Source organism: Streptomyces sp. SID486 (assembly GCF_009865385.1).
Classification (GTDB): domain Bacteria; phylum Actinomycetota; class Actinomycetes; order Streptomycetales; family Streptomycetaceae; genus Streptomyces.
On sequence record NZ_WWJT01000563.1, the window covers coordinates 34,258 to 49,720 of the forward strand.

Below are 15,463 nucleotides of genomic sequence, written 5' to 3' on the forward strand. Positions count from 1 at the left end.
CCATTGAGGACACGGCTGAAGCTGACCCGCGACGGGGACGCGTTCATCGCCCGGCTGGCGCCCTCCCAGGCGTCCGCGATGTACGAGGCGCTGAGCCACCTGCGAGAGCAGGACCTCGGCGACACGCAACTGACCCTGCTGGTCGGCGCGGGCCGGGAAGCGGTCGACGGGCTGCTGGAGCGCCTGGCCGGACCCCGCACGGAGTCACGCGACATCCGGCTGACCCTGGCCGAACTGCACATGGCGCACAGCGCGCTGACCGCCGTGCCCACCATGTTCCTGGTGCGCGGTGGCGCGTTCACGGAGGAGCCGTTCCACATCCGGCTGGGCTTCTACCGGGAGAACTTCGACACGCTGGCGCGCGCCATGGCGGAGGCGGCGGCGCAGGTGTGACACCGGCCCGGTGAAACACCGAGGGCGCCCCCTGTCACAGGGGGCGCCCTCGGTTCTTCGGGTGACTGCCCGACGGCCGGAAGATCACACAGCCGACGGAGTTCCCACGGTCTCCCGCAGCCACACGTTGTCGCGCAGTTGCGGATGCGCGGTGGTGATCAGCCGGTACGCCCCGGCCTTCGCCCGCTCCGTGAGCTGCCGCAGCTCGGGCCAGGTCAGTCGGGCCACGGCCGGCGCGTAGTTCGTCGTCAAGGTGACGGCCTCCGCCTCGCGGCTGAAGGAAAACACATGCTGGGTCACGCTCGTCTCCACCGCGATGTCACTCCGTGTCTCCAGCTCTCTCCTCGCGTACTCCAGCATGAGTGCGAAGTCGACCACGGGCAGTCCGGGCGTGCGCAGCCCGAGATCCACACCGTGGACGACGAGCCGCAGGTCCGCCTTGAAGAAGTCCATGGAGAAGTCCGCGCCGGTCAGCTCGGGGTGCTCGGGCCGGTCCGGGTGCTCGGGCCGCACGCCGCAGGACCAGAAGACATCTTCGGCACGAGGCTCGAAGGAGAATGAGATCAACTTCTTTCCGCTCCTACCAGACGTTGTGCGGCTGTGCGCTCTTGAGGTGCCGAACTCGTCGAGGACGAGTGGGATGCGGTTCTGACCGGTCGCACCCGTTGTGATGTCATCGAAGCGTAGTCTGCGAAGTTGCCTCCGCCCGGGTCGTCCCTGGTCCTCGGAACCTCGTGCGCGTACCGCGCGGCCTGCTCGATGAGCGATGTCTCCGCCGAACCCGGGCGCCCAGGACTCACGCCCCTGCGAGTCGTTCACCGCACGATACGGCTTGTTGCTGTCGCTCAGCTTCGCCCGGCGGCGGAAGACGTTCAGGGCCGCGAGGCCCGCGTCCTTGTCCTGCGGTGCGGCCTGTGCCCACTCGCCGGCCGAGGCGTCCGGAGTCACGAGCGTGCGCAGGGCGGTGTCGGTACCGGTGCGCTTGGTCGCGGCGGCCGATCTCGGTTCGGGACCGCCGAAGTGCAATGCCGCGAGGGACCGTGCCCCGCCGGGTCGACCCGGCGGGGCACGGTCCCTCGCGGCATCCGAAGAGGTCCGTCGAGGACGCCGGCGCTCACCCCTCGACGTACTGGTGCATCCCGGGAATCGTCAGGTTGCCGCCGAACTGGGCGGCCTGAGTGACCTTCACGTGGGTGAAGTAGATGTACGGGATGTTCAGCGGGGGCGGGCTGTCGGGACTGAACGTCACCGGGAGCAGCCCGAACAGGTTGCCGGATATACTCTCGGTGTACATCACCGTGTCGCCGCCGGTGATGTTGGACTCCGAGTCCTTGGCCGCCTGGACGTGGTACGTCTTGTTCGTCTGCTTGTCCTTGACTATCTGGTGCAGGTCCCCGATGACGGTGCCACCGGAGATGACGTACTTCAGCACCTTCTTCTTCTTGCCACTGGCCGTCTGGACCTCCACGACGCCCTGGTAATCGGCCTGCTTGAGGTACAGCGAGCTGGCGTCCAGGTACCAGGGATCGTCGGCGACCAGCACCTTGTTGTCGACGCCGCTCACTTTGTCCGTGGCCGCCGCGCAGTCCTTCGCGGAGGCGGACTCGCTGGCGGACGGGCTCGGCGTGGCTGATCCGGTCGCGTCCCCTGCCGTCTCGGAGACGGTGTCGGTGGTGTCCTTGACCGTGTCCCCGGCCTTCTTCGCCGTGTCCTCGACCGTGTCCCCGGCCTTCTTGGCCGTGTCCTCGACCGTGTCCCCGGCCTTCTTGGCCGTGTCCTTGACCGTGTCGGAGACACTGCCGCCGCCCGAGGAGGACGAGCCGGAGCCCTCGGAACTCGACGGCGCGTGGGACGGCGAATCCGGGGCGGGCGAAGCCGGGGTGCCCGACGAGGACGACGGGGACGCTGTCGGCGTCGAAGTCGCGGACGGCGCGCCGGAGTCCTTGTGACCGCCGGTGAGGATGTCACCGATCGTGTCCCCGATGGTGCCGAGGATGCCCCCTGTCTTGCTCCCCGTCTCCTCCGGTACCGGCTTCGTCGCGTCGCCCGCGGAATCCGAACCGGAGCCGGAGGTCTCGGAGGTCGCGCTCGGCTCGGGCGCGCCCTTGTCGTCGGAACCTGAATCCGGCGAAGAGGGGATGCCGCCCGTGTCCTTGGCGTCCGGCGAACCCTTGCTCTGCTCGCCCGTGCCGTCCGTACCGCCCTGCGTGTCCTTGTCGTCGGCCGAGGGCGACGGGGAGGACGACGGCGAGGCCGACTCCGACGTGCTCTCCGAGGCGGACGGTGACGGCGAGGCGGAGGGATCCTTGTCGTCGCCCAGCGCCTTGACGCAGTCCTTGTAGTCCTCGGCCTGTTGCGAGTTCGAGGGAGAAGGACTGCCGTTGCTGGCCAGGGCGAGCGACGACGTGAACCCGAGGCCCACGAGCACCGCGGTCGGCATCGCCACGGTGGCTATCGCCTTGCCGGCCGGCATGTGGAACCTGGTGAACAGCGGCTTCTTGGGGGCCGCGTGGCGTGCCCCGGTTCTCGCCCGGGGCGACTCCACGCCAGTCCCGCGGGTCACCTCGTCAGCCGGCACTGTGCCTCCCGTTCGCCCCGTTGGACGGGTTCGTTCCTGACAGGTCGTTCTCCCAGGGCTGGTACGCCGAGGAAGGGCCCCCGTCGCCCACCGGGTCGGTTCCCTGGTGCGGTACCACCGCTTCGGGGGCACCGCCCTCGCCCGGGGCGGCCTCGGCCGACGGCTGCTGCTTCGCAGGCGCGCCCGGCGCCCAGGACACGGCCATCGCTCCGCCGGTCAGCGCGCACAGGAATCCGACGATGAAGCCGCCGAAGTTCGACATCGGGAGGGACACCAGCGCCAGCAGGATCGCCGCGGCGCCTCCGAAGACACGCATGTGCTGCTGGAACCAGAAGATGATCCCGAGGACGATGAGCAGCACACCGATGATCAGGGAACTGGAACCGCCGGGGGTTCCCATCGCCAGGGTCAGGTGGCCGAGCTGGAGGTGCGCGTACGGGAAGTACAGGATGAAGAATCCGCCGATCATGACGAGCAGACCGGCCCAGAACGGACGCGTGCCCCGCCAGGCGCGGAACTGCAGCCTCCGGCGGGTCAACTGGCCAGGTGCGGCGGCAGGAGTCTCGGCGCTCATGGAAAACAGCTCCCTGGTGCGGCGGCATAGCCGTGGTGGTGATGTGTGCCGCGTGTCAGACGCGGCCGTAGAGTCGGCGGGCGGGAGTGCCGTGGGCCTCCCCCGCCCGCCAATGAGTGACTAGTAGCACTCGTACTTCGGGCCGCTGCCTCGCGCCAGCGACATGTGCAGACCGCTGAGCTTGAAGGTTCCGGCAGTGGTCGCCCAAGCCGTCTGCTTCACGTTGCTCAGGTCCGCCGAGTCCGCCTGCTGGGCGAAGCCGAACGGATTGGCCTGCTTGTTCTGGACCTCGCCACTCTTGATCTTCTCGTGCTTGAGGTCCTTGGCGGCGACGCCGATGTCGATGTTGTTGAAGGTGGCGTCGGCGCCGAGGTCCTCGACGTCGATGTACAGGTGCTCCGCGTGGACCTGCTTGTTCTCGTCGTCGCTGTCACCCGCCTCGAGCCGCAGCGTGACATCACCGAGGATCGGGATGTCCGGGGTGACGACCGACTGGCACATCTTCTGGATGCGGGCCGTGGTGAAGGCCGAGACCGCAACCGGGTGAGCGGCCTTGTCACCCGTGAGGGTGTAGCCCTGGTCGATCGCTCCGTACTGCGAGAAGCCCTCACCGTGGAGGAACTTCGCCGACACCTTGAACGACTGGCCCGACACACTGAACGAAGCCGCCAGCGCACCCTGCGCCAGGGCCACGCCTATCGCTGCCGTAGCGGCGACGCTGGGCACCATGACCACAGCGAACCGCTTCCATCTGGTCCCGCCACGCACCTGGGACTCCATATTTCCTCCTTCTCGGACGTACATCTCCTGGCCCGGTCGTGCGCCGGTCGGCGGCTCGGCCAGGCAGGGATGGGAGAAGTGCTACGTCCTCGGGAAGGAGAGCGCCCGTACCCGGAGGCGCGCATCGCGCCCGAATCACCGGCGATCACCCCCGAGCGACAACCACTGGTCGCGCCTGACACGCATCACGCACAACCTTGCTGGACAGGCTTCACCGGCCGGCGAAGACCCCCCTGTCCCAGGACCGGCGCCACTGCCGCCGGCCCTGCTCGGTGGGGACCCAGAGTCTCCCGCGACCCGGCCGGATGCCGGGGTACGGGAATGGACCGAGCGTCGCCGATCGTGGTGCATTCTCGGCCTGGACACAAGGGGGTTCGTTACTGGCTAGTAACGGCGGGATAACCGGAGGACGACCGCCCGATCTCGGAGCGCGACGCTCGGTGGCTTTCATGGGCAGAGCAAAGCCGTTGATCCCTGGACGAATCCAGACAGACCAACGGCCTCGTCTTACTCGGAGTAACAGGGACCGCAATTACCAAGATTTGGTAAAGCGCGGTCCCCGTGGCGCCTCGGTGGCGAATCTTTCACCCCGGCATCACAAGCCGGGGTTTAACGACAGGTCAGAACAGGGCACGGGCGAGCGCCCGGCGCGCCCCGACCACCCGCGGGTCGTCCTGGCCCACGACCTCGAACAGCTCCAGCAGCCGGACGCGTACGGCGTCCCGGTCGTCGCCCGCCGTGCTCTGCACGGTGTCGATCAGCCGGCCGAACGCGTCCTCCACATGGCCGCCCACCAGGTCCAGATCGGCGGCGGCGATCTGCGCGGCGGCGTCCTTCGGCTTCTCGGCGGCCTCCTGACGCACCTTCTGCGGGTCCATGTCCTGCACCCGCTGGAGCAGCTCGGCCTGGGCCAGGCCCAGCTTGGCCTCCGGGTGCGCCGGGTCGTCGGCCAGCACGTTCTGGTACGCCCGGACCGCACCGCCGAGGTCACCGGCGTCCAGCGCCTGCGCGGCGGCGTTCAGCGCCGCCTCGTACGGGCCCTCCGCCGGCGCGGCGACGGGGGCACCGCCCGGCTCGGCGTCCGGGTCGACGGTCAGGCCGGTCAGGCCGAAGCGCTGTTCGGCGACCGTCACCAGCTGGTCCAGGGTCTGCCGGATCTGCTGCTCGTCGGCCGCTCCCTGGAACAGCGGCAGCGCCTGGCCCGCGACGACGGCGAACACCGCCGGGATGCCCTGCACCCCGAACTGCTGCATCAGCATCTGGTTGGCGTCGACATCGATCTTGGCGAGGAGGAAGCGGCCGTTGTACTCGACGGCCAGCCGCTCCAGGACCGGGCTCAGCTGCTTGCAGGGCTGACACCACTCGGCCCAGAAGTCGATGACGACGGGCACTTCGGCGGAGCGCTGCAGGACTTCCTGCTCGAACCCCGCCTCATCGACGTCGATGACGAGATCGGCCGGAGAGACGGCCCCCGTCCCGCCCTGCCGGGCGGCTTCGGCGCGCGCCTGCTCGGCCTTGGCCTTGGCCTCTTGGGCCGCCTTCACCGCGGCGAGGTCGACGACACCGCTCATGGACATGTTCCGTGGCTGCATGCGTCTATCCTCCCCCGTTTGCGCGCCTGAGTGAAAAGCGGTGTACGGCGCCGGGGTCCCCACCCCACGCCGGACGGTCGTCACCCGTGATACGTCCCTCACGAGCTTTCGCTACGAGTCGTAGCGTAATGCCATGAGGGCACCGCGCGACACCACAGCCCGGTGATCTCCCTCACGACGCCACAGGACCCGCCGGTTATGGTCAGGGGATGCAGAGCCGCACCCCCGCCAGCCGTCCCGGGCGCCCGCGCAGCGCCGCCGCGGACACCGCGATCCTGGCCGCGACCCGGCAGGCTCTGGTCGAGCTGGGCTGGTCCAAGCTCACCCTGGGGGACGTGGCGACGCGGGCCGGGGTTGCGAAGACCACGCTCTACCGCCGCTGGTCCGGCAAGAACGAACTGGTCGTGGACGCCGTCGCCGAACTCTTCGACGAGCTGGAACTGCCCGACCGCGGCAGCCTGGCCGCCGACATCGAGGGCGTGGTGCTCCAGTTCGCGGCCATCCTGGCCCGCCCCGAGGCCAGGAGCGGCCTGATGGCGGTGATCGCCGAGTCCACCCGCGACGACGCCCTGCGCGAGCGCATCCGCGCCTCCATCGTGGAGCGGCAGATGTGCCTGGTCCTGGAGGGACGCGCACGGGCCCAGCTCCGCGGAGAACTCCCCCCGCAGCCCGATCCGGCCGAATCCGCCCGCACGGTGGATCTGATCTTCGACATGGTGGCGGGCGCGGTGGTCCACCGCACCCTGGTGAGCGGCAAGGCCGCGGACGAGGCATGGGTCCGCGACTTCACCCGCGTACTGCTCCTGGGACTGGCGGGAGCCGCACGGGACGCCTAGGACACCCCCGGGCACGGGCACGGGCACGGGCACGGCGGGAGGGGAACGCCCGCCCACGGCCGGCACCGGGTAAGGCAGACGCCCACGTCCGGCGCCGGGCGCGGCGAACGCCCACGTGCGGCACCGGGCGCGGCGCGGACGCCCGCCCACGTCCGCCCATGTCCGCCTCCCACGGCCGGCGCCGTGCGCGCCGACGGAGGTGACGTACGACGGCGCGCGCCGCCCACCGCACGCCCCTGCTCCATGCGGTGGGCGGCGCGCCGGGCTGCCCGTCAGAAGCCCGCCGGCTCCGTGTACACCCCCCACTCGTCCCGCAGCACCCCGCAGATCTCGCCCAGCGTGGCCTCGGCACGGACGGCGTTCAGCATCGGCTCGATCATGTTCGCGCCCGACCGGGCGGCGGCCAGCATCTTCTCCAGTTCCGCGCGCACCGCCGCCTCGTCGCGGGCGGACCTGCGGTCCGCGAGCACGCGCACCTGCTCCCGCTCCACCTCGTGGCTGACCCGCAGGATCTCCAGGTCGCCGGTGACCGACCCGGTGGCGACGTTGACGCCCACGACCCTCTTCTCGCCCTTCTCCAGGGCCCGCTGGTAGCGGAAGGCGGACTCGGCGATCTCCCCGGTGAACCAGCCGTCCTCGATCCCGCGCAGGATGCCGGAGGTGACGGGGCCGATCGGGTGCTGTCCGTCGGGGTGCGCCCTGAGGCCCCGCTCCTTGATCTGCTCGAAGATCTTCTCCGCGTCCGCCTCGATCCGGTCCGTCAGCTGCTCGACGTACCAGGAGCCGCCCAGCGGGTCGGCCACGTTGGCGGCCCCGGTCTCCTCCATCAGCACCTGCTGGGTGCGCAGCGCGATCTCCGCGGCCTGCTCGCTCGGCAGCGCGAGGGTCTCGTCCAGGGCGTTGGTGTGCAGCGAGTTGGTCCCGCCGAGCACCGCGGCCAGCGCCTCCACGGCCGTACGCACCACGTTGTTGTACGGCTGCTGCGCGGTCAGCGAGACGCCGGCGGTCTGGGTGTGGAAGCGCAGCCACTGCGCCTTGTCGGTCTTCGCGCCGTAGACGTCCCGCATCCAGCGGGCCCAGATCCGGCGTGCGGCCCGGAACTTGGCGATCTCCTCGAAGAAGTCCACGTGGGCGTCGAAGAAGAAGGAGAGGCCGGGTGCGAAGACGTCGACGTCCAGCCCGCGGCTGAGGCCCAGCTCGACGTACCCGAAGCCGTCCGCCAGCGTGTAGGCCAGCTCCTGCGCGGCCGTGGCCCCGGCCTCCCGGATGTGGTAGCCGGAGACGGACAGCGGCTTGTACGCCGGGATGCCCGCCGCGCAGTACTCCATCAGGTCGCCGATCAGCCGCAGGTGGGGCTCCGGCTGGAAGAGCCACTCCTTCTGGGCGATGTACTCCTTGAAGATGTCGGTCTGGAGGGTGCCGTTGAGCACCCGCGGATCGACACCCTGGCGCTCGGCGGCGACCAGGTACATGCAGAAGACGGGCACGGCCGGCCCGCTGATGGTCATGGAGGTGGTCACGTCCCCCAGCGGGATGTCCTTGAACAGCACCTCCATGTCGGCGGCCGAGTCGATGGCGACCCCGCAGTGGCCGACCTCGCCGAGCGCGCGCGGGTCGTCGGAGTCGCGGCCCATCAGCGTCGGCATGTCGAAGGCGACGGACAGGCCCCCGCCGCCGGCGGCGAGGATCATCTTGTACCGCTCGTTGGTCTGCTCGGCGTTGCCGAACCCCGCGAACTGGCGGATCGTCCAGGTGCGGCCGCGGTAGCCGGTCGGGTGGAGCCCGCGCGTGAAGGGGTACTCCCCGGGCCAGCCGATCCGCTCGAATCCCTCGTACGTGTCACCTGGCCGGGGCCCGTACACCGGCTCCACTGGGTCACCGGAGAGCGTGGTGAAGTCCGCGTCGCGCTTGCGCGCGGCGTCGTAGCGGGCCTGCCAGCGTCGGCGGCCCTCCTCGATGGCGTGAGCGTCCATACCCTCGAATTTACTTGGACGTCCTAGTAAATGTCGATGGCAGACCGCCGTACGGCATCCGTACGGCGGTGTGCGCTACGCCTTGGCGACGGCCGGGGCCGGGTCGGCGACCCGGGCTTCCAGCTCGCGGCTGATCTTCCGCTCGACGAAGAACGCGGCGGTGGGGACGGTGCCCGCGAGCAGCACCCACAGCTGCTTGCCGACCGGCCACTTCGCCTTGGAGCCCAGGTCGAAGGCGAAGACGAGGTAGACGACGTACAGCCAGCCGTGGGCGATGGCGACGACTCGGGTGAAGTCGGCGGCACCGTCGACGTCCAGCCCGTACTTCGCGATCATGCCCAGGCACAGCAGCACCAGCAGGACACCGGTGATGTACGCCAGTACGCGGTAGCGGGTCAGCACGCTCTTTTTCATGGAGTCGAGCGTAACCACCCGTTCCGGGAGATCTTGCCCCGGGTGCCCCGGGTCACTCCTCGAAGTCGTGTGCCGCGATCCGCAGCGGGCGCAGCATCGCGAAGATCTCCCGGCACTCCTCCGCGTCGTACACCCCGAGCCCGAATTCCATGGCCATCAGGTCGCGGGTGGCCGCGTCGACCACCTCGCGGCCCTTCTCGGTGATGACCGCGAGGGTGCCGCGGCCGTCGTCGGGGTTGGGGCGCTTGGCCACCAGTCCGGACTTCACCAGCCGGTCCACGGTGTTGGTCACCGACGTGGGATGCACCATCAGCCGCTCACCGATCTTGGACATCGGCAGCCGGCCGGCCTTGGAGAAGTTCAGCAGCACGAGTGCCTCGTAGCGGGCGAACGTCAGCCCGTACGGCTTGACCACCGCGTCCACCTCGGCGAGCAGGATCTGCTGGGCACGCATGATCGAGGTGATCGCGGCCATGGACGGTACGGTTCCCCAGCGCTGCTTCCAGAGCTCGTCGGCGCGGGCGATGGGGTCGAACGGGAGGCTGAGAGGCTTCGGCACGTCATCAGACCCTACCGGCCGGTCATATGCCGGTCAGCTCCGTCTCGGGTTTCGGTCACCGGCCCGGTCCGCCGGGGTCCGGCCGGCGCCGGGTGCGGCACGGACCGCAGTCGGGCCGGTGCCCGTCAGGCTTCCGGCGCGCGTGCCCGCGACCACGGGCCGGTGCACGTCAGGCTTCCGGCGCGCGTGCCCGCGACCACGGGCCGGTGCGCTCAGGCTTCCGGCGCGCGTGTCCGCGACCACAGGGCGAGGCCGCAGCAGCACAGGGTGCCCAGTGCCCCGGCGCCCGCCACGGCCGCCCGGACCCCCACCGCCTGCGCGGCCACCCCGGCCAGCGCCATGCCCACGCCCTGGACGGTCATCAGCCCGGCGCTCAGCACGGTCATGGCCCGCCCGCGCAGTTCCTCCGGCACCGCCCGCACGAACCACTGGTCCAGGCCGAGGGTGTACGCCGAGCCTGCCCCGGACAGCACCAGGAGCAGCAGGGACCCGGCGAGCCCGGGGTGCAGGGCGTAGCCGGCGCAGGGCAGCAGGGACAGGCGCAGCAGAGGGAGTACGAGGCGTTCGCGGGCCGCTGGGCGCAGCCGGGCCCCTATGAACAGCTCGCCCGCCACCGTGCCGGCCGGCAGTCCGCACATGAGCAGGCCGAGCCCCACCGGTCCGCTGCCCAGGGCGTCGGCGTACGGCGCGGCCAGGGCCTCTGGGACGACGACGAACGCCGACGGCACCCAGAAGAGGAGGAGCAGGAGCCGGATCCGCGGGTGGGCGAACAGTGTCCGGAGGCCGGGCGGGGTGTCCGTCGGGCCGGGCGCGCGGGCCGGGCGGCGCCGGGTGCCCAGGCGGAGCAGGGCGGCGGAGGCGAGGAAGGTGGCGACGGTGATCAGCAGGGCGTGGCGCGGGGTGACGGCGGCGAGCAGCAGACCGCCGAGGCCGTAGCCGACGAGGAGGGCGCTCTGGGCGACGATCCGCAGCAGGGAGCGGCCGAGCACGAACAGGTCTCCGTCGCCGAGGACGTCGGCGAGGGTGGCCGTCCGGGTGCCGGTGAAGACCGGGGCTACGACGGCGAGGCAGCAGCGCAGCGCGAGCAGGACGCCGATGCCGGTGCCGGGCCCCGCCATCACGGCCACGCAGCCGGCGCAGACCAGGTCGCAGGTGACGAGCACCCGCCGGGCCGGGAAGCGGTCGGCGACCGGCGCGAGCAGCGTGCCGCCGAGGGCGTAGGGCAGGAAGCCCAGCGCGAAGGTGAGCGCGCTCAGCAGGGCCGAGCCGGTGGTGTCGTAGACGAGGACGGAGAGGGCGACCTCACTGACGATCACGCCGAGCATGGACAGGGTGTGCGCGGCGAAGACGGCCCGGAACTCGGGCACGGCGAAGACGCGGCCGTATCCGACGGGGCTCGCCGGGGCCGCCTGGGGCGGTGCGGACATGCGGGGCAGCGTGCCCGGACGGGGCGGGGTGGCCGTAGAGTTTCGGCTGCGGCCGAATGTTCTCACCCGAGAGGCCGAGCTTCCGCCCCCGGTCCGCCGCCCCGGCTGCCGGACCGTTACCCGCCGGCTGCCCCGGCTGCCGGACCGTTCCCCGTCGGCTGCCTCAGCTGCCGGACCGTTCCCAGTCCGCTCCCCCGGCTACCGGACCGTCGCCCGTCGGCTGCCCCGGCTACCGGACCGTCGCCCGCCGCCGCCGGCCCCTGGCCGGTGGCCACCCGCCCTGGCCCTGGCTCTGGTCCCTCGGGCCCACGGCTGGCGGTCGACGGCCGGCGGTCGGCGGTCGGCGGTCGGCGGCTGTGGGCCCGAGGAAGGTGACCCGTGCCCTCTCTCCTGCGCTTCGGTGAGGACGACTTCCTGCGCTGCCGGTTCGCGGTGTCGCCGCTCTGGGAGACCCATGAGGCGGTGCGGACCCTGAAGCGGCCGGACCGGCACGGGTACCACGCGCCGTGGCTGCGGCGGATCCGTACGGCGGCGGCCGGACTGGACCTCGCCCCGCTGTGGCTGCTCATGCCGAGGCGAGGGCACTCACCGGACTGGCTCGGCCCACCGCCGATCGGACCGGGGGCCACCTTCGAGGAGGAGATCGCGGCCGTTCGGCGGTCCGACCCGGCGACGGCCCGTGAGGACACCGCCCGCGCGCTGGCCTGCACGCCGGGCGCGCTCGAGTCGGCGCACGGCCGGGCCTGGCTGGCGGATCCGGTGCGGATGGTGCGGGAGCTGGCGGACGCCCTGGAGAACGCCTGGCGGGTGCTGGTCGAGCCGGACTGGCTGCGGCTGCGGGCCCTGCTGGAGGCGGACGTGGCCTTCCACTCGCGGCGGCTGGCCGAGGTGGGGCTCGGCAGGCTGCTGCCGGAGCTGGACCCGCGGCTGTCCTGGAACGGCCGCACGCTGACCCTCGCGCTCCACGTCGAGTACGCCCGCGACCTCGGCGGCCAAGGGCTGGTGCTGATGCCGAGCGTGTTCTCGTGGCCGGACGTGGTCACCGGTTTCGAGCCCCCGTGGCAGCCCACAGTGGTCTACCCGGCCCGGGGCGTCGGCGGCCTGTGGACCGAGCCCGGTGCCGGGGTCCCCGGGGCGCTGGTACGGCTGCTGGGGCGCAACCGGGCGGCGGTGCTGGCCGCGCTGGACGAACCGGCGTCGACCTCCGCGCTGGCACACCGGCTGGGGCTGGCCGCGTCGTCGGTGTCGGCCCACCTGGCGGTGCTGCGCGACGCGGGCCTGCTGACCGCCCGACGCTACGGCCACCAGGTCCTCTACGAACGCACCCCACTCGGCACGGCGCTGACCTCCCCGGCCTGACGGCGTCCCTCCGGCCCGCCCGGCGATCCAGGCGAGACTGCCTGGTAGTGCTTCGTCACGTCAGGTTCCTGGTGGTGGCCGTCTTGCCGGTACGAGGCTTGGGAGACGGAACGGCTCCGGGGTGAGTTGGCGGAGTGCGGAATCAAGGCTCGGTGATGTAGTCGCAGCGCCCCGCGAGCTGTCAACGGAGTTGCACGGGGCGGTGGGTGGGGTACGTAGGGGCGGGCCGTGCGGTACGCGAAGGTCCCGCCGAGACCGGAGTCGCATGGCTCCCGTCTCGGCGGGACCCGGGCGGTGCTGGTCGGTCCCGTCGTCCCTAGCCGACGTTGAGGTGGTCGTCCACGAGGAACTCCGGGTAGCCGAAGCGTTCGCCGAGGGCGGTGAAGGCGTCGCAGCGCTCCTCGTCGATCGCCACGAAGTACGCCTTCATGCACCTCAGGAACATCCGGAAACCGACGTCCGCACAGGCTTCGTCGACCACCCGCTCCAACGCCGGGACCAGGCCGGGTACCGATCCGTCGACGGCCGCTTGTCCCAACACGTCGGCGACGGCACCGATCTGCTCCCGGACCGCACTGCGCAGCCGGGCGTCCGTCACGGGCCGCGGCGGCGCCGGGACGAATGCAGCGTCGGACCGGCGCATGCCGGTGGCCCACGCGCCTTCGACGCGGCGCAGCCACTGTCCTCCCGTCAGGTCGTACTCCGCGGGATCGAAGTAGCGCTTCGTCGCTCCGATCCATACGGCGCGGAGCACCTCGTCCGGCAGATCCGAGGCCAGCAGCCGCCGCACGTCCTCACCGATCTGCAGGACGATGGTACGGCCGACCGCGGTGACGGCGTCCTCCACCAGACGGAGCTGGACCTCCACCGGCCCGCCGCCCGGAACGAACCGGTCGTGGTCCTCGGCGGACAGCCACACCGGGTGGCAGGACTTCATCGCCAACCAGCTCAGCCCAATGTCCACGATGAACTCCTGCCGTCCGGCGCTTACCCACTCTCCGTCCGCCCCTGCCATCAGAGTCACCCTCCTATTCCGGATAGGACGTGTAGACCACGTACCTGGTCGGCTTGTGCTTGCCCGCGTATCTCAGCTGAACGACCACCTCGTTGCCGGTCGCCACACCCTGCGGACCGTTTTTGATCCACACTCGTCCGAGGGACCCCTGGCCTCTCAGCTCCCACCTGAATTCGAGCAGATCAAAGCGAGGGTCGAAGCTCGGGTTGTGGGATTGCTGGGCGAGCCACTTGTCCAGCCGGGTGCGGTTGCTCTTCTTCCTAATCCAGTTGTCGAAGGCGGCCTGCACGCTCTTGACGGCGGTGTCCTGGTCGGTCCACTTGGTAGCGCGACCCTTCTTGACGGCCTCGGCCTGCATCTCCTGATCCGTGGGGTTGACATGGTCCTTAAGGGTATGAGCCTGCTCCACCCCCTCATCTGCCACGATGTTCACGCAGTTGTGGACGAGTACCTCGTCGGACTGCCCGCCCCGAGGAAGGACGTAGAAGGTGTGGAGACCGTCGACCGTGAGGTCGTAAACCCGCTGTGAAGCCAGACCAGAGCGGTCACGCAGGGCGGTCACAGCCTGCAGGAAGCCGTCGCCCGAGCGCAGCCGGTCCCCGACTCGCAAGTCGGAGACGTGGGCCCAGCCACGGCCGGTCACGTAGACGCGGTGTCCGGTCGTGCTCGTCAGGGTGCCGCCGCCTGCCAGGGCGATATCGACCAGGTGGCTCGTGTCGTGCCGGAAGGTGTCGGTGACCGGTTCCGGCCGAGCCTGCCCGGAATCGGGGTCGGTGGCGAGCACCAGGTCGCCGACGCGGACGTCCCGGATCGGCCTGCGCGTCCCGTCGGACATCAGCACCCGGGTGTCGCCGGGGAAGCTGTTCCGGGGGCACGAGGTCGCGATTTCCTCATAGAGCTCGACTTCGCGCTCGATCGCGGCGACCGCCGCCGCATCTATGCCTTCGATGGCCTTGAGTGCCTTGAAGGCGTCGCGGACACCGATGCCGGTGACGAACGCGGCGTCCACGGCGCGCAGCGCCTCGGCGATGGGTCGGATGATCTTGCCCGCGAACAGGCTCGCGACGTCCAGGGATGCCCACGCGCAGCCGCCCCAGCTACCGCTCTCGAAGCCGGAGGAGAACTTCTGTGCGCACTTGATCCAGTTACCGAAGAGGATGTCGATGGGATCGACGCCGTCCTGCCACTCGGCGATCGTGATGGTGTGGGTGACCTCCTTGGACAGTTCGTCGGTCTTGATCTCACCGATGTACGTCGTGGCCTCGGTCGGGCACATGAGCTTCTGCGGGTCGATGCCCTCGGCGGCGCACAGGTACAGGTTCAGGACGGCCTTGTACTTGATCTTCGTGGTGATCGTGCAGTCGCCCCGGTAGGCGAGGTGGTTCCACCAGTGGTCGCAGCCGTCCGTCTTGCTGACGACCTCCGGATCACCGGTCTTCTCGATGCGGTCGATGACGTAGAAGACGTTGCCGATGGAGCCGCGCTCGTCGGTGACGGTTCCGTCGTTGATCTGCTTGGCCTTGGCCACCTTCTCGGCGCGGTCGGCTGCTTCCTGGGCTTCCTTGGCGTACTTGTCGGCGTCCTTGGCTGCCTGTTCGGCCTCGGTCGCCGCGGCGTCGGCGCGGTCGGCGGCGGCGCGGGCGTCCTTGGCGTCCTGTTCGGCCTGGCTGGCGGCGGAGCGGGCGGCTTCGGCGTCGAGTTCGGCGGCGTCGGCGGAGTCGCGGGCGTCCTTGGCGTAGCCCTCGGCGTTGCCGGCGGCCTTGTCGGCGGCTGCCGCGTCGTCGGCGGCCTGCTGGTCGTAGGTGATGGTGCGGGCCAGTGACGCCTGTGCCGCGGCTGCGGCCTTGGCGGCGTCGGCCGCGTAGCCGAGGGCCTCCTTGGAGTAGGTGCGGGCGTCGGCGGCGTACTTGGCGGCGTTCGCCGCGTGGACGTACGCCTCCTTGGCGTCACCCTTGGCCTGGTC

At 70.7% G+C, this 15,463-nt stretch carries 14 protein-coding genes; 3 read left to right on the forward strand and 11 right to left on the reverse strand.

Going from position 1 to position 15,463, the window contains the following annotated elements; genetic code table 11:
* The first annotated feature begins 3 nt into the window (after positions 1-3).
* Complete coding sequence (locus tag GT045_RS25805; RefSeq protein ID WP_161295899.1) at positions 4-393, forward strand: hypothetical protein; 390 nt, start codon at positions 4-6, stop codon at positions 391-393.
* Between the two features lie 84 nt (positions 394-477).
* Here the strand turns inward: GT045_RS25805 and GT045_RS25810 are convergent, their stop codons facing one another.
* From GT045_RS25810 to GT045_RS25830, 5 genes are all read right to left on the reverse strand, one after another.
* Complete coding sequence (locus tag GT045_RS25810) at positions 478-960, reverse strand: hypothetical protein (RefSeq protein WP_161335623.1); 483 nt, start codon at positions 958-960, stop codon at positions 478-480.
* A gap of 547 nt (positions 961-1,507) precedes the next feature.
* On the reverse strand, positions 1,508-2,971 hold the full coding sequence (locus tag GT045_RS25815) for a hypothetical protein (RefSeq protein WP_345942757.1): 1,464 nt from the start codon (positions 2,969-2,971) through the stop codon (positions 1,508-1,510).
* Positions 2,961-3,545 (reverse strand): DUF6114 domain-containing protein, encoded by a 585-nt coding sequence (locus GT045_RS25820; protein ID WP_161295903.1) that lies wholly within the window; start codon positions 3,543-3,545, stop codon positions 2,961-2,963. The genes GT045_RS25815 and GT045_RS25820 overlap by 11 nt, the downstream gene beginning before the upstream one ends.
* A 120-nt stretch (positions 3,546-3,665) precedes the next feature.
* Entirely contained in the window at positions 3,666-4,325 is a 660-nt protein-coding gene (locus GT045_RS25825) for a DUF6230 family protein (RefSeq protein WP_161295905.1), read from the reverse strand.
* 620 nt (positions 4,326-4,945) lie between these two features.
* A complete protein-coding gene (locus tag GT045_RS25830; protein ID WP_161335624.1) occupies positions 4,946-5,917 on the reverse strand; it encodes a tetratricopeptide repeat protein in 972 nt (323 codons plus the stop codon).
* A 209-nt stretch (positions 5,918-6,126) separates the two neighbouring features.
* Here GT045_RS25830 and GT045_RS25835 point away from each other — a divergent pair, with 209 nt between their 5' ends.
* Positions 6,127-6,753: a TetR/AcrR family transcriptional regulator gene (locus tag GT045_RS25835; protein WP_161295909.1), complete on the forward strand. Its 627-nt coding sequence runs from the start codon at positions 6,127-6,129 to the stop codon at positions 6,751-6,753.
* Positions 6,754-7,025: 272 nt separating this feature from the next.
* Here GT045_RS25835 and GT045_RS25840 read toward each other — a convergent pair whose 3' ends face one another.
* The 4 genes from GT045_RS25840 to GT045_RS25855 all read right to left on the reverse strand — a co-directional run bounded on the left by GT045_RS25840 (position 7,026) and on the right by GT045_RS25855 (position 11,126).
* Positions 7,026-8,726, reverse strand: a complete 1,701-nt coding sequence (locus GT045_RS25840) for a methylmalonyl-CoA mutase family protein (protein ID WP_161295911.1) — start codon at positions 8,724-8,726, stop codon at positions 7,026-7,028.
* Between the two features lie 75 nt (positions 8,727-8,801).
* The gene (locus tag GT045_RS25845; protein ID WP_161295913.1) at positions 8,802-9,140 is read right to left on the reverse strand and encodes a DUF3817 domain-containing protein; all 339 of its coding nucleotides are present in this window, start codon (positions 9,138-9,140) and stop codon (positions 8,802-8,804) included.
* Positions 9,141-9,192: 52 nt separating this feature from the next.
* Positions 9,193-9,699, reverse strand: a complete 507-nt coding sequence (locus tag GT045_RS25850) for a MarR family transcriptional regulator (RefSeq protein WP_161295914.1) — start codon at positions 9,697-9,699, stop codon at positions 9,193-9,195.
* A 212-nt stretch (positions 9,700-9,911) separates the two neighbouring features.
* Complete coding sequence (locus tag GT045_RS25855; protein WP_161335625.1) at positions 9,912-11,126, reverse strand: MFS transporter; 1,215 nt, start codon at positions 11,124-11,126, stop codon at positions 9,912-9,914.
* Between the two features lie 378 nt (positions 11,127-11,504).
* Between GT045_RS25855 and GT045_RS25860 the strand changes: the two genes are divergently transcribed.
* Positions 11,505-12,485, forward strand: a complete 981-nt coding sequence (locus GT045_RS25860; RefSeq protein WP_161335626.1) for a winged helix-turn-helix domain-containing protein — start codon at positions 11,505-11,507, stop codon at positions 12,483-12,485.
* Between the two features lie 316 nt (positions 12,486-12,801).
* On the opposite strand, the gene GT045_RS25865 is transcribed toward GT045_RS25860, so the two are convergent.
* A complete protein-coding gene (locus GT045_RS25865; protein ID WP_161335627.1) occupies positions 12,802-13,449 on the reverse strand; it encodes a hypothetical protein in 648 nt (215 codons plus the stop codon).
* A 64-nt stretch (positions 13,450-13,513) separates the two neighbouring features.
* The coding region (locus GT045_RS25870) for a polymorphic toxin-type HINT domain-containing protein (protein ID WP_272926897.1) at positions 13,514-15,463 on the reverse strand (1,950 nt) is incomplete at its 5' end.

Bases quoted from the DNA above. Each gene is read 5' to 3' on its own strand.
- GT045_RS25820 (WP_161295903.1), bottom strand. From the start codon at position 3,545: ATGAGCGCCGAGACTCCTGCCGCCGCACCTGGCCAGTTGACCCGCCGG.
- GT045_RS25825 (WP_161295905.1), bottom strand. From the start codon at position 4,325: ATGGAGTCCCAGGTGCGTGGCGGGACCAGATGGAAGCGGTTCGCTGTG.
- GT045_RS25830 (WP_161335624.1), bottom strand. From the start codon at position 5,917: ATGCAGCCACGGAACATGTCCATGAGCGGTGTCGTCGACCTCGCCGCG.
- GT045_RS25835 (WP_161295909.1), top strand. From the start codon at position 6,127: ATGCAGAGCCGCACCCCCGCCAGCCGTCCCGGGCGCCCGCGCAGCGCC.
- GT045_RS25840 (WP_161295911.1), bottom strand. From the start codon at position 8,726: ATGGACGCTCACGCCATCGAGGAGGGCCGCCGACGCTGGCAGGCCCGC.
- GT045_RS25845 (WP_161295913.1), bottom strand. From the start codon at position 9,140: ATGAAAAAGAGCGTGCTGACCCGCTACCGCGTACTGGCGTACATCACC.
- GT045_RS25855 (WP_161335625.1), bottom strand. From the start codon at position 11,126: ATGTCCGCACCGCCCCAGGCGGCCCCGGCGAGCCCCGTCGGATACGGC.